The following is a 13,480-nucleotide window of genomic DNA, read 5'->3' as shown; positions in this document are numbered from 1 at the left end:
ACCATTATGAACGAGAAATGAACATGCCCTCATTAAATAAACAGGTTAATGCCGGATTGATCGGCTTGGCCCAAATAATAACCTACTCCCGCGATTTTCACGCCGTCAATCAGCTCCTCTTGCTTGATTCCCATCAAATCCATCGACATTTGGCAGGCTACAACTTCAACGCCTTGAGCAATTGCTGTCTCAATAAGTTCCTCAAGCGAGGATACGTTATTGCTCTTCATGACACCACGTATCATTCTGGAGCCCATGCCCATCATATTCATTCTGGACAAGCCCAGCTTGCGGCTGCCGCGCGGCATCATCATGCCAAACATGCGGCCGATCAGATTTTTGGATACCGGCACCTTCTCCGATTTGCGGATAACGTTTAATCCCCAGAACGTAAAGAACATCGTTACTTTTTTACCGCTGGATGCTGCGCCGTTGGCAATGATAAACGAAGCAATCGCCTTGTCGAGATCACCGCTGAAGACGATCATCGTGCTGTTATCCGAGCTTTGGGCTGCTGCCCTATCAGATTCTGATCCGGGTCCTTCTCCCTTCCGAACAAAGGCTTCAATCATGCCGTCCTTATGCTTGGTCAGCTTCTCTACCCGGTTGTGCGTCATGCCGGCCCAAGCTTTAATATCTTCGTAAAAGCCCGCATCTGTCGCGGTTACTTTGAGGACATCTTCCGCCTTAAGCTCATCCATCCGCTGTTTAACCTGAATAAGCGGACCCGGGCAGCATAAGCCGCAAGCATCCAAAGTGGCATCCGCCTGCAGAACAGGACTCGCGGAAGCTGACGCCGCTGCTGATTCTTTGCTCCCGGCAGCAATCGTTTCAAGAGCTGCTGCCGGAGGCTGATTTTCATGGCGCTTTGGCGTAAATTGAGTCAGCTTGTACGTCTTATAACCGCCGGTTAAGTTCCTCACCTTAAAGCCATTTTGCCGTAAAATGCGCGAAGCCGTATAACCGCGCAGCCCTACCTGGCAATATACCCATATCTCTTTATTGCGGTCCAGCTCATCAAGGCGTCCGCGAAGCTCATCAACCGGAAGAAGGACAGAGCCGGGGATATGGCCATTGTCATGCTCCATCTTGGATCTCACGTCAACAAGATAGGAATTCTGCACATCACGGTCAGCTAATTGCTCCACAGTAAATACATCCGTGAGGCCTGACAAAATATTTTCTGCCGTATAACCTGCCATGTTGACCGGATCCTTCGCCGAAGAAAATGGCGGCGCATAGGCCAGCTCAAGCTCCGTCAGATCCGTAACCGTTCCACTCAAGCGCATGACCGTTGCAATGGTGTCAATCCGTTTATCCACGCCATCACGACCAACCGCCTGTGCGCCCAGAATCCGCCCTTCCTTATCAAAGAGCAGCTTCAGCGACATCGGAACGGCGCCCGGGTAATAACCGGCATGCGAATTCGGATGCACATAAGTGACCTGATAGGGGATACCTTGAGAGCGGAGCGACTTCTCATTACTGCCGGTCAATGCGCCCGTAAGGCCAAATACTTTTATGATCGACGTGCCTTGAGTCCCGTTAAAGGCTGTCTTCCGTCCCGCTGCGTTATCCGCCGCGATTCGACCCTGTTTATTAGCCGGACCCGCAAGCGGAATCGCCGTCTGTCTGCCGCTCACGAAATCCGTTACCTCAACCGCATCGCCAACGGCATAAATGTCCGGCAGGTTTGTCTCCATATGCTCGTTCACCACAATATGCCCGCGTGCTCCAAAGGCAAGGCCGCTGCCTTGAAGGAAAGCCGTATCAGGAGTAACCCCGATTGCCGATATGACAAGCTCAGTCTCGAGAACGGAACCTGATGCAAGGTGGAGCTCAACCCGGTTCTGGCTTTTCTGGGTGAACGATCGCACCTGCTCATTAAACCGCAGCTGTACCCCGTTATCCTCCATTTCTTTCGCTAATAGACCAGCCATCTCCGCATCAAACGGCGATAAAATCTGATTGCCGGATTGAACCAAAGTAACATGAAGGCCAAGCTCCTTCAGGTTCTCCGCCATCTCGATTCCAATAAAACCTCCGCCAAGCACAACAGCCGAACGCGTCTCCGAGTCGGTCACTTTTTCCTTAATACGGTCCGTATCCGCAAGATTGCGGAGAGAAACAATAAAAGGAAGATCGGCTCCCGGAACATCCGGACGGATAGGCTTTGCGCCTGGCGACAGAATCATTTGGTCATAGCTTTCCTCATATTGCTCTCCGCTTTCGAGGTTGCGTACCGTTACCGTTTTGGCTGACGGATTAATGGCTGTAATTTCACTTTGTGTCCGGATATCGATATTGAATCGTTTAAACATTGCTTCCGGCGTTTGAACGAGAAGCTTGCTGCGCTCCTTGATCGAGCCGCCGATATAGTAAGGCAAACCGCAGTTCGCAAACGAAATGTAGTCATTCCGTTCGAACATCATAATATGCGCCTGCTCATCCAGCCTGCGCAATCTTGCCGCAGCGGAAGCTCCGCCGGCGACACCTCCGACAATAATCACTTTTTTACTCATGCTGTAAACCTCCTGTTGTGTAGGAACTATTGTTGGTAAGAGGAATTAAGACTCATCGTCACCGAACATCGCCTGGATCAATTTCGCGATCTTCGGAGAAGCGATTGTATAATGAATTTCCAGCCCGCTTCGCTCGGCAGCTACAATGCCGGCGCTTCGCAGCTTCTGCAAATGCTGGGACACGGTAGATTGCGGCAGATCCAGACATTCCTGCATAAACGATACATTGCAGCGGCCTTTTTGAAGCAGCCCTTTCACCATGCACAGCCGTACCGGATGCGCCAATGCCTTCAGCATTTCGGCCGCATCGTCATAAGCTTTAAAGTTGTTATCCATTTTCTCACCTCAACCTCACTAAATTGTTATATCGTAATATTACGATATATAGATAAAGAAGGCAAGCTTAACGAAACAAAAAAAGGACCTGAGCGCAGGTCCTTCCTTCCATCAGGGTCAGCTTGAGGCTTCCCCATGATGTAGTTCTTTTCGGTTACCAAACAGGAACATGGCCGTTCCGATCCATCCGCAAATCGAAGCAATGACGAGCAGCATGGTTAATGACACACTGTCTGACAAACCCGCTCCCAGCAGCGGACCCAACGTTCCGCGTACTCCAAACAACATAAGATGCACGCCAAACACGGTTGCTTCCCTGCCCGGAGCCAATCTGGATACAAAGGCAAGGATGCCGATATCCCATATCGCCTCGCCTACTCCTTGAATCCCATTCCCTACAATAACGGCGGAATAGGTTCCCCATAAGCCATATAACATCGGAACAATCGCATACGCGCTAATCCCGCATAATAGTACATGTTTGATATCAATCCGGTCAATTAACCGTCCTGCAATCAGATATGTGAGCAAGAGGCCTGCAAAATAAGAAATACGGGCATAGCCGATCTGAACATTGCTCAGCTCAAGCACCTGAACCTGTATAATCTGGTACAGCGGATTGGACAGCATATTGCCAAAGCCCGCAAACGTAGTAGCCGCTAGAAATACAGCTAGCTTGCGGTTCCCCGACACGAGCGCCCATTGATCTCGCAGCGAGAACTTTGCCGCTGTTCGCGTTGTATGTACAGGCTTAAGCTGCTTGGGCAGCCGAAGCGAATGAAATAAGATAATTGAAGCTACTCCAAAAATAGATGCTGTAATCAACGGGCCAGACGGCCCCGCCGCATCGGCCCATGTCCCAACGATATAAGCAAGAGGAATCATTAGTGCTCCGCTCGCTACCCGCACATAACCCATCAGCCGGCCTCTAACATCAGACGGGTACATCCGCGCAACCAGAGACGCATAAGCCGGAGCCTGAATCCCCATTAAAATCTGGAAGACAAGCGCGGTTGCAACGTAAACAGACGGATAAGCAAATAAGGCCGGGAATATAATCAGCAGCCTGCCAATCACATTCGGAATAATAACAAACGGCTTGGGATTCCCTGTCTTCTCAATCCAGGCCGCCCAGATCGGCGAGAACAAGAGACCAACTGCCGGTGCCGCGGACAGGAGTCCAACCTGCAGATTATTAGCCCCTTCCTGAATAGCGAAAGGCATAAAAAATTGATTTAAGACGACGTTAAAAATACTAAATAATAAGGTTGCACTGAAGTCGATCTTCGCATTAAACCAAACACGCGGCATCATCTGCATGCCAAGTTTATAGACACTGCCCTTTCTTTCCATCTCGCTGCAATCCTTTCGCTCCACTATCCCATTTCTTGTCTATCTTTCTTCAACCATTAGAGCAGAGAATTTCGGAAAGCGCAACAATCAATTTCAGCAGCATATCCGCCCAGATAAAAAAGTCCGCACCTGACCAAGGGCACCCTCATTACATCAATATAAGCAGCAAGGCAAAACAGGCTACGGAAGTGCCTGTATAACACCAGGCTGCTGTACGGCTGCAATCCCGCAGCCGCCAGATCCGGACCAGATACCCTACGGTAAATCCGACCGAGATGATCATGATTCCCATCATAATGCCGTCCATAAACGGATCATCCATCATGCCGTTCATCCCGCCGTTGTGGTGCTGCATATTTGACCATTCTAATGCGCTTATACCGCCCGTCAGCAGCAGTGGAAGCAGCAAATGAATGCCATGTACAACAATTGGAAATAACATACCGCCGATTGAAAGAAGGGAGCTGCGCGGCAATCGTTTATCGGTCACGTTGAGTCGCCTCCATTCCTGTAGCATTACAACAGTATATGGCGCAACCTTTCAGAGATTCGATATTTTTCCCATGATCTGCAGAGTACAGGCACGCAAAAAGAAGCAGGCCTTCGTCTGCTTCGCTGATTCCTTACTGAGGCTGTTCCTTGCCAAGGAAGCGCCAGAAATTCCGGTTGAACAAATCGTCCAGATCACGCTTGATCTCTTCCTCTGTGACCTTCCAGCCGCTGTTGTATAAACGCTCATATTTCGAAGCCAGCACCTGGCCGATAATACGTCGCGAATGCTCCCACTTGTAGATCAGCTGCTCAAACACCCTGCAATCCGAATGCTGAGGGATCACTGATGTGCCCAGCAGCTCAAGCCGGAACTTCGTCATCTCCTCCACCATCGATTCGATGTGAAGGAACCACCAGCAGCCAAATACCATCAGGTTGCGGAACTTCCGCGCAAGCACCGTCAGTTCATGCTGATTGCTGCGGGCGAGCATGGTAATGAGGAATTTTTGCGTAGGGTAGTTTCTGCACAAAGCTTCGACTGCGGTTACATCCGAATCCATGCTCATATCTCCGGCAAGACGAAGCTCCGGATTAACGCGGCGGCGAACGCCAATCATAAGGGCAAACGGAATGCCGTGCTCCTGACAGACCGGTACCATTGCTTCATCAATCATGCGGGTACGGTGATCTTCAGCCGGATAGACGAAATCTCCAGGCATCGATACAGCCAAATATAAAGCATCCATGCGCACAATCCATTCCGACAGAAAGCGGCGTACTTCTACCTTCGTCCGCTCAGTCCATTGCTCAGCAGCGTCATAACCAAGCGATTGCAGCTGTACAACCGCATTGGGCCAGTCATTGAGCAAGGTGTCTACCCGAAGAGCTGCCCAGAAACGGGAATCCTTATTGCCTCCGCGGTTCAGCCACACGTCACGTTCTTCGGGATCAAACGGATCATTGGTCATGAGGACATGCTTCACGTTCGAAATCCGAAGCACTTCATCCACCTGCTGTGCGGTTGTGCGGTTGGCAAGCGCCTCGCGGTAGTCATTCAGATTACGCGAAGAAACGTCTAATCCCAGGCGGTGCAGAATCGTTATAAAACCGTTAGCTGCTTCACTAATTGGCGAATGTTCGATAAACAGCTTGTTCCATATCCAGTCGGCCTGCTCCCGCTTCGACATTGCCCAGAATGCCTCATACGATTCCTGATCATCCGACCAGCGGAACGACTCCGAAATAAGATAATGATATATAAGAAGCTCATCTATGCCCCACAGGAGCAAATTGCCGAAATCAGCAGAAAATAAATGGGTATGCATATCCGTCACCGGCATCGTCATGGCGAGCCGTTCCACGGTTTCCTTCATGGTACTAATGGATTCAATAGCCAAATCTTCCTTGATCATTACGATTATCCTCCTCGACTTGTCCTATACTCATCGTACCACCGCGAGAGGCGAATCGCTTCTATCCGGTTATCGTTGATGGTCTCCCCATTTATATGTGGTTGGTGTATTCGGCGGCAGCGCAGTATAATGGAACTGCAGCTTAAACAAACGCGTGGAGGAAAGCATGAGCAATCAAGAACGATACGCGCTTCCTATTGAAGCTATGTATAATACATCCCAGATTCCGACCGACTTCCATTCCCATCTGGAATATGAAATTTATTATTTCCACAGCGGCAAATGCAAGCTGCTGATCGGCGACAGCATCTATGAGCTTGCTCCCGGCAACCTCATTCTTATGAACGGGATGACTCTGCATTATCCGTCCATCGATAACCGTTATGAATACTGCCGGACGGTTGTCCATTTTGATCCGGCTTTTGCTTCAGGCCTATTCCAGCCGCCTTTTCTAGTACCGCTGCTCCTTCCCTTCGAAAGACAAACAAACCGTCTTATTTCACTGAAACCGGAGGAGCAGGCCAGGATAGAGCCGCTGCTGGAGCGGTTATGCCAGCTTCGTCAAAGCAAAGATCCGCTGTCGCATGACCGGTTAATTCTCTGTTTTCAGGAGCTGCTGCTGCTTATTTACGAATTCGAGAGCATGCCCAGCTATGGACAAGCTTCACCGCCGAAGAGCATCAAGCATCAGAATGTGCAGAAGCTTATCGCTTATATCGAGGAGCATTACCGCGAGGATCTTCAGCTTGAGGATATCGCCTTCTATATGCATTTGAACAAGCATTATCTGGTTAAAATCTTCAAGGAAACGACAGGTATTACCTTGTTCCATTATCTCTATCAGCGCCGAATCAATCAGGCCAAAATGCTGTTCACCATGAACCCGGACCGCTCCATTACGGAAACAGCTTTTGAGGTTGGGTTCAAATACGTCTCGCATTTCAGTCAGACCTTCAAAAAATTTACCGGACAATCGCCCGATGACTATCGTAAAGGGATCGCCCGGTCATATAAGGGCGCTTCCGGCTAAGAACGGAAATTTTCACGGATGCCGGTCAGATAAGTCCGCAGGACAAACTGAATGCTCTCATCCAGATTAACCGGCAGCCCAAATCCTCCGCTTCTTTCCAGAGTGGCAAAGCCATGCATAAAGCTGCGGAAGCCTCTTACGAGATGAATCGTATCTTCCTGCTTCATCTCATAAGCATGATGCATTACTTGAATAATAAGCTGTATAAGCTCTTCGCTTATTTTAAGCAGCTCCTCATTCTCCGTATGCTGAGCCGGCAGCGTTGCCTCATACAAGCCTGGATGTTCTCTCGCGAAGCGTATATAGGCGAGCCCTATAGCAAACACGGCATCATCCCCCGATCTGCCGGCTGCAGCCCGGAGCAGCTTATCATGCAGACTCTTCAGCCCATGCAGGGCAAGCTTCTCCTTAAGACCGCTTAATCCTTCCACATGATTATATAACGATGGGGAACGGACACCGAGCTCCTGCGACAGCGAGGCCAGAGTCACGGATTCCAGTCCGTTCTCATCGGCCAGCATGGCAGCCTTCTGTATGATGGTTTGCAAATCCAATCCTATTCTTGGTGACATGTCGTATTCGCCCCTTAATTTCGTATAGTTAATGACCGTTATTCATGCATCAATACCGCATCAAGCTTGCGGGATGCCGTCTTAATGGCCTGCTCCATCGCAGCCTCCGGATTTTCAAGCATCTTCCCGTGTCCGACAGCAAGCAGCGTTGGCTTCAGTTTAAGCAGCTTCATCGCACTGCGAAGGGATTCGATGTTATTCCACGTAGCCATTGCAGGGAAGGGAAACCACGGCATCATTTGACCGCTTACTGCAATTCCTCCCCGAGTCTGCAAGGCATCTCCCGCAATGAGAGCATGACTGCGTGAATCGAGAAAGGACATGGATCCAGGCGTATGTCCAGGTGTTGAGACGGCAAGCAGCGAGCCAACCCGGTCTCCGTCCTGCAGCAGCACATCCGGCCGAGTTGCAATTTTGCCCGGCTTGGGCACGCCGCCACGGATAGGCGTATCTGCCTCAGTAGGATCCAGCGAGCGGTCACCATTAAGCAGACGGGAATCACGTGCGGAAATATAGACCGTCACATCGGACAGCTGCTTCTTCAATGCATCCAATGCTCCGATATGATCACTATGCGCATGAGTTAGTACAATCCGTGTAATCGGCTTGCCGATCTGCTCGGCGGCTTTCAGGATAGCTGCCGCATTATTTGGCATTGCAGCGTCAATTAACGTTAAGCTTTTCTCTTCCTCCACCAGGTAACAATTAACGGGGAATACATTAGGCAAATAAGTGAGCTGATAAACCTGTTCATAGCGTGTCATTTTCATAATTAATTAACCACCTTCGCTCATAAACTAATATCGTTAGTTTTATAATAACTAATACCATTAGTTTTGGCAAGAGGTTTTTTGCCTAACTAGTTTTGAGATAACTCTCTGTGCAACTCAATATTTAGTTCCTCCGCCATATTGTCCGTTATTACCAACCACGGCTCTTCCATAAATGACTTAAGATTCTCATTCATAGAGACACCTCCCCTTCAGACCTGTTCCCTAATTAATCTACTAACGTTTCCCAGTTAGCTTAACGAAACAGATTAATATTCTAATCGACATGGGTCCATGTGTTCTTAACCTTTTCAGCTATGGAGTTAAGTTCTTGCCATTGGTCGGAAAAACTAGTTTCTCATTCTGTGAACCAAAAACTGCGTTGGTTGCTTCTATGAAAGATAACATGATTGGTGAAAGCCACTTGTCTTTATGCCACAACATCTGTGTATATACCTGCAAGCCCGGAATTTGCCATGGGAGGACAACAAGTTCTCCGCGTTCAACTTCGGATTCCGCGACGATCTCAGGAAGAAAGGCAATACCGATTCCTGAAATTGCACATTGTTTAATGGCTTCAGCACTTTGAAACTCTAAATATGTAATGCTATCAATGCCCTCTTTCTCAAATGATCGATCAAACATAGTTCGATAAGGACAACCCTTTTCATTCGTCAGGAATACTTCTCCGTGAAAATCTTCCAACTGAAGCACAGTTCGTTTGGCGAGTGGGTGATCTGGAGCAGCTAACAATCGGAAATGTTCTTCCAGCAAAGGTTCCACGGAAAGTCCACTCGAGCGAATGGGTTCATCCAACATATAAACAATATCCGTGGTTCCCTCAAAGAGCGTTTGCTTGAGCTCTTGATTCGGAACTGAGCGGAAGATTAGACGAACTCCCGGATGCTGCGAACGAAACCGTTGGAAGACAGGTGGAAGCCGGTAGGAGCAAATAACCTCATTCGCACTTATCGTTAAGGTACCACTTAGTTTTTCATTATCATGGACAGCACTACGAGCTTCGTCCATTTTTTCAAGAACGCCTTGGGCGTGTGTTAAAAAGCGTTTACCCGCAGTTGTGAGCGCGAGTTGCTTGCCCAACCGATCAAAGAGGCGAACACCTAGCTCATCTTCCAATGCTTTAATTTGCATCGTGACGTTGGAAGGAACGTAGCTCAGCACTTCTGCTGCCCGCGTGAAATTCAATGTTGTTGCAACCGTACAAAACGTATTCAGTTGACGCAATTCCATCCGATGCTCCCCCTTCATCTTTCAATTTTATTGAATGCTATTTTGAATTCTATTCACTTTTATTGAGAGTATCACAGCTCTATACTGAGCACAAGAAATCACAGTGAACATGTGGTTTTTCATTTTGAAGGGAGCGACTATACGATGGACTATGAAATTTTTAGTTTGGGTGATGTACTCTTACAATCAGGAGTGACGTTACCAAATGCTTTTCTTGCTTATAAAACATACGGAAAATTAAATGAACAGAAGGATAATGTTATTGTCTATCCAACGGCTTTTGGGGATCAGCATGTTCAGAATGAATGGCTCATTGGCAGCGGGATGGCACTCGATCCAGAGAAATATTTTATTATCGTTCCCAATTTGCTGGGCAATGGGCTATCTTCCTCTCCCAGTAACACGCCTCCTCCATTTGATCGGGCTAACTTTCCACAGGTAACCATCTATGATAACGTTCGATTCCAGCACCAACTGCTGACCGAAAAATTCGGTATTCAAAAGATTGCTCTCGTCGTCGGGTGGTCGATGGGCGGCATTCAGGCATTTCAATGGGGGGCAAGTAACCCGGAGATGGTTGAACGAATCGCACCTTTCGGAGGCATCGCCAAACCTTGGCCTCACACATATGTAGTGCTGGAAGGTGTAAAAGCCTCACTGCTATCTGCAGTCGGCTTCGACTCAAGTAAATTAAACCAACTAAGTTCTACAGACATGCGTGCCGTTGGTCGGGTGTATGCGGGATGGGGACTATCACATGCGTTTTATAGAGAAGAGCTTTACCGTGAGATGGGATTTGATACATTGGAGGATTTTGTAGCTGGTGTCTGGGAAGATAGCTTTATGAATATGGATCCTCATAATGTTCTGGCAATGTTATGGACAGGCCAACATGCAGATATTAGTGCAAACCCCTCCTATAACGGAGACTTTAATAAAGCACTTCAGAGCATAAAAGCTCTTGCCTGTATCATGCCGGGAAGCACGGATCTCTTCTGCACAGCGGACGATAATGAATACGAAGCTAAGCGTATACCTAATGCTGTCTTGAAACCAATCCAATCGATCTGGGGCCATTTTGCCGGTCGTGGAATCAACAGTGCCGATAATCAATTTATTGATGACAATCTAAAACACTTGTTGTCACTTAGCACTAAAGAATAGATCGTCACTTGCATTGGATGTCTGTCAGGCCTAGCAAGATTCCCTGTTCACTTACTGGTTCGACCTCTTTTTTCTACTTCCTTTAACGAATTCAGTGAACTCTGAAGACTGTAGCACGTCTTTAATCTTAAAAGTTAAACTTATTTTTTTTATCGTTCGCATACCTGAAATATATTCACAAAATTCATCTATCCTCCGTTACTTCCATAAAAATAGCAGCCGCTTACTTGCGGCTGCTGCTTGTAGTTGTATGGAACTAACGTTCCTCGATAGCTTAATAACAGAATTAGTGAAATTTGATGTTTTTTGATTGTATGTAATAAACACGTTCATGCTCAGATTCATAATATCCAATATTAAATTGGGCTGTATCTATAAGGTCAGAAAAGGCATTTGGAGGCTTACAATCCAATTTAAGAAAATCAAAGTTCGCTGGAAAATCGTCCGCATTAGGGTTTGGTGTGTGTATGTAGACTGCATCAGCTCCCGTATCTTCATCATGAATACATACCCATGATTGATACGGCATATTTAGTTGCTCAAGTTGGTTTAAAATTCTTGTATAGAGTAAGATATACGCTTTAATGTGTGCCCTTCTTATTTTTAAACTGTCATTTCCTAAGCCCCAGAAGTCGAGATGTCTATGCCAATAATCATACCAAGAATCATCGTCAACATGTGCCTGAAAGTTTTCCACCGATGACCATAGTTTTCTGAAGTATCTTTTTTTACCGCGAAACTTCTTCAAAAGGTACACCTCCATTTTGTTGACCGCATTGCATTCCGACACAAAGAGGCTCCCGCGGTAGCAAACTGCTCCTGGATTGTTGAACTAAAGTTCCTCGTTAGCGGAATGACTAAGACTTAAAAACCATCTTCTGTTTGATTATTATTAAGTTCACGCAACCAAATTTCAAGTGTATCTCTAATTTCAAATCTACTTTTAGAACGCATTGTTTTTATTACGTTCCACTCCTCTTCAAGTACTTCTACAAGTATGTATTCTCCAGATAATTTACTATCAGGGTACCAGCCTAAGTCAATGATAAATGTATTACACTCAGGAATAACGTGTCTTCCATCTACATTTTCGAGTTTTCGAATCTGCAATATATCTTCTGTGAAGTAATACCAATTACTTAAAAAATCTTCTTCCCCATCATCAAGAACTGGTTCAACATCATGAAACTTGTTATAAGAAATCGCTTAACCTGCAGGAATTTGTATTCGCATTAAACTCAAACTATTCTCACTCCATTTGTTAGATTTAATTGAATAAATTATTCTTGAAGAGATAGCGCTATCCTGCCCTTTAGTCAAACAAAAAGCAGCTAGACGTAATACGCCGGCTGCACTCGGTTGTTAAGCTATTGTTTCCGTTAGTTGAACGACATCAATATATACTGTTACTCGTCAGCTAGCTTTATTGCTTCTGCAATGACTGGCTCTAGCTTATTTTCTAAGTCATCCATAATTGCATAAAACTGTTCATCCAGGTTTTCGAAGAACTCATTCAGTTCATCATGCTCCCATGAATCGATTATCTCATTCCGTTCTTCAATATTTACAGGAGGTACCCCATCAGGGAACATAGAACCAATATTGTTTACTAATGTAATTGCAGATTCTGCCCCGATTGTTTCTAGGTCCTCGATAGTTTCCTTATAATTGTCAGCACCATGATTATAAAAGAAACTAATCAAGCCGCCTCCGTTCACATCACCGATTAATCCATCAACGTTTAACCATATTCTTTCATATTTGTTCAAACTGGATTGTCCATCATTTTCGACTTTCTGCCAAATACTTTGCCAGACTGTCTCCTTATCCATTCTAACCCCCGCTAGTCGTGTTACTCAAATAATTCGTCACGTCATTGAGCTATCTTGCCCTTTAGTTCAACAAAAAAGCAACCGAGCATGTAAGCCGGCTGCTATCATATTGATCTCAACTAACGTTCTTCGTTAGCTCAATGATTGATGACAAAAAGGTGAATGAAATCAAGGAACAACCTTTCAATTGCGAAATGTATAAAAATGTCTTGCCAGCATTTAAGAAAGGGGATGATACCTATATAATGGGATTTGTGTAACACATCTATGAAAGGAGTAATCCGATGAAGATAAGCCAACTTTCGAAAGCAACCGGTGTCAGCGCCCGATCGATCAGATATTACGAAAAGAAAAACCTGCTCGCTGCAAGGCGATTAGATAATGATTATCGAGAATTCGACGAGGCCGACATCAAGCGAATCAACACAATCCAGATTTATTTGGAGCTTGGGATGTCGACAAACGAAATTCTTGAAATTTTGAAGTGCCATGATGAGTACGACTCATATACCGATAGCGATGGTTTCTGTGAGGAAATGCTCGAAGCCTATGAGGAAAAACGCAAAGAAATAATCCAACAGATTCAAACGCTGACTTCCGTTCAGCATCGGTTGGACCAACGCATTGAACAGATGAGAGTCCGGCAATCGCTGAATAGAACGGTAAGCGGTTCTACCAGGCCAACAAGCAAATCAACATTCTAGCGGAAAGTCCGTTCCATCTTTGGACCGGGCTTTTCCGCTAGA

General features: G+C 46.6%; 14 protein-coding genes. 3 read left to right on the top strand and 11 right to left on the bottom strand.

Features of this window, described 5'->3' with window-relative positions:
• Positions 1-32: 32 nt before the first annotated feature.
• The 5 genes from BM200_RS11300 to BM200_RS11280 all read right to left on the bottom strand — a co-directional run bounded on the left by BM200_RS11300 (position 33) and on the right by BM200_RS11280 (position 6,115).
• Entirely contained in the window at positions 33-2,522 is a 2,490-nt protein-coding gene (locus tag BM200_RS11300) for a DsrE/DsrF/DrsH-like family protein (RefSeq protein WP_091185151.1), read from the bottom strand.
• 45 nt (positions 2,523-2,567) lie between these two features.
• A complete protein-coding gene (locus BM200_RS11295; protein ID WP_091185149.1) occupies positions 2,568-2,858 on the bottom strand; it encodes an ArsR/SmtB family transcription factor in 291 nt (96 codons plus the stop codon).
• A 117-nt stretch (positions 2,859-2,975) separates the two neighbouring features.
• Positions 2,976-4,211, bottom strand: coding sequence for an MFS transporter (locus BM200_RS11290; protein ID WP_091185147.1), 1,236 nt, complete (start codon positions 4,209-4,211; stop codon positions 2,976-2,978).
• A gap of 148 nt (positions 4,212-4,359) precedes the next feature.
• Complete coding sequence (locus BM200_RS11285) at positions 4,360-4,701, bottom strand: hypothetical protein (RefSeq protein ID WP_091185144.1); 342 nt, start codon at positions 4,699-4,701, stop codon at positions 4,360-4,362.
• Between the two features lie 133 nt (positions 4,702-4,834).
• Positions 4,835-6,115: a glucuronate isomerase gene (locus BM200_RS11280; RefSeq protein ID WP_091185141.1), complete on the bottom strand. Its 1,281-nt coding sequence runs from the start codon at positions 6,113-6,115 to the stop codon at positions 4,835-4,837.
• 166 nt (positions 6,116-6,281) lie between these two features.
• Between BM200_RS11280 and BM200_RS11275 the strand changes: the two genes are divergently transcribed.
• The gene (locus BM200_RS11275; protein WP_091185138.1) at positions 6,282-7,145 is read left to right on the top strand and encodes an AraC family transcriptional regulator; all 864 of its coding nucleotides are present in this window, start codon (positions 6,282-6,284) and stop codon (positions 7,143-7,145) included.
• Here the strand turns inward: BM200_RS11275 and BM200_RS11270 are convergent.
• From BM200_RS11270 to BM200_RS11260, 3 genes are all read right to left on the bottom strand, one after another.
• Complete coding sequence (locus BM200_RS11270; protein ID WP_091185136.1) at positions 7,142-7,717, bottom strand: TetR/AcrR family transcriptional regulator; 576 nt, start codon at positions 7,715-7,717, stop codon at positions 7,142-7,144. The two genes, BM200_RS11275 and BM200_RS11270, sit on opposite strands and share 4 nt — an antisense overlap.
• Before the next feature lie 38 nt (positions 7,718-7,755).
• The gene (locus BM200_RS11265) at positions 7,756-8,487 is read right to left on the bottom strand and encodes an MBL fold metallo-hydrolase (RefSeq protein ID WP_091185134.1); all 732 of its coding nucleotides are present in this window, start codon (positions 8,485-8,487) and stop codon (positions 7,756-7,758) included.
• A gap of 315 nt (positions 8,488-8,802) precedes the next feature.
• Positions 8,803-9,738, bottom strand: coding sequence for a LysR family transcriptional regulator (locus tag BM200_RS11260; protein WP_091185130.1), 936 nt, complete (start codon positions 9,736-9,738; stop codon positions 8,803-8,805).
• Between the two features lie 144 nt (positions 9,739-9,882).
• On the opposite strand from BM200_RS11260, the gene BM200_RS11255 reads away from it, so the two are divergent.
• Entirely contained in the window at positions 9,883-10,902 is a 1,020-nt protein-coding gene (locus tag BM200_RS11255) for an alpha/beta fold hydrolase (protein ID WP_091185128.1), read from the top strand.
• Positions 10,903-11,188: 286 nt separating this feature from the next.
• Here BM200_RS11255 and BM200_RS11250 read toward each other — a convergent pair whose 3' ends face one another.
• The 3 genes from BM200_RS11250 to BM200_RS11240 form a co-directional block, all read right to left on the bottom strand.
• Positions 11,189-11,650, bottom strand: a complete 462-nt coding sequence (locus BM200_RS11250; protein WP_091185125.1) for a hypothetical protein — start codon at positions 11,648-11,650, stop codon at positions 11,189-11,191.
• Between the two features lie 116 nt (positions 11,651-11,766).
• Positions 11,767-12,012: a hypothetical protein gene (locus BM200_RS11245; RefSeq protein WP_245772977.1), complete on the bottom strand. Its 246-nt coding sequence runs from the start codon at positions 12,010-12,012 to the stop codon at positions 11,767-11,769.
• A gap of 296 nt (positions 12,013-12,308) precedes the next feature.
• Positions 12,309-12,734, bottom strand: a complete 426-nt coding sequence (locus BM200_RS11240) for a DMP19 family protein (RefSeq protein ID WP_091185122.1) — start codon at positions 12,732-12,734, stop codon at positions 12,309-12,311.
• A 284-nt stretch (positions 12,735-13,018) separates the two neighbouring features.
• Between BM200_RS11240 and BM200_RS11235 the strand changes: the two genes are divergently transcribed.
• Complete coding sequence (locus BM200_RS11235; protein WP_091185121.1) at positions 13,019-13,438, top strand: MerR family transcriptional regulator; 420 nt, start codon at positions 13,019-13,021, stop codon at positions 13,436-13,438.
• Positions 13,439-13,480 lie beyond the last annotated feature (42 nt).

It is taken from the genome of Paenibacillus catalpae, from assembly GCF_900112695.1.
Lineage (GTDB): Bacteria > Bacillota > Bacilli > Paenibacillales > Paenibacillaceae > Pristimantibacillus > Pristimantibacillus catalpae.
The sequence above is the reverse complement of the archived record's forward strand: the minus strand, read 5'-3'. Positions and strand labels throughout refer to the sequence as shown.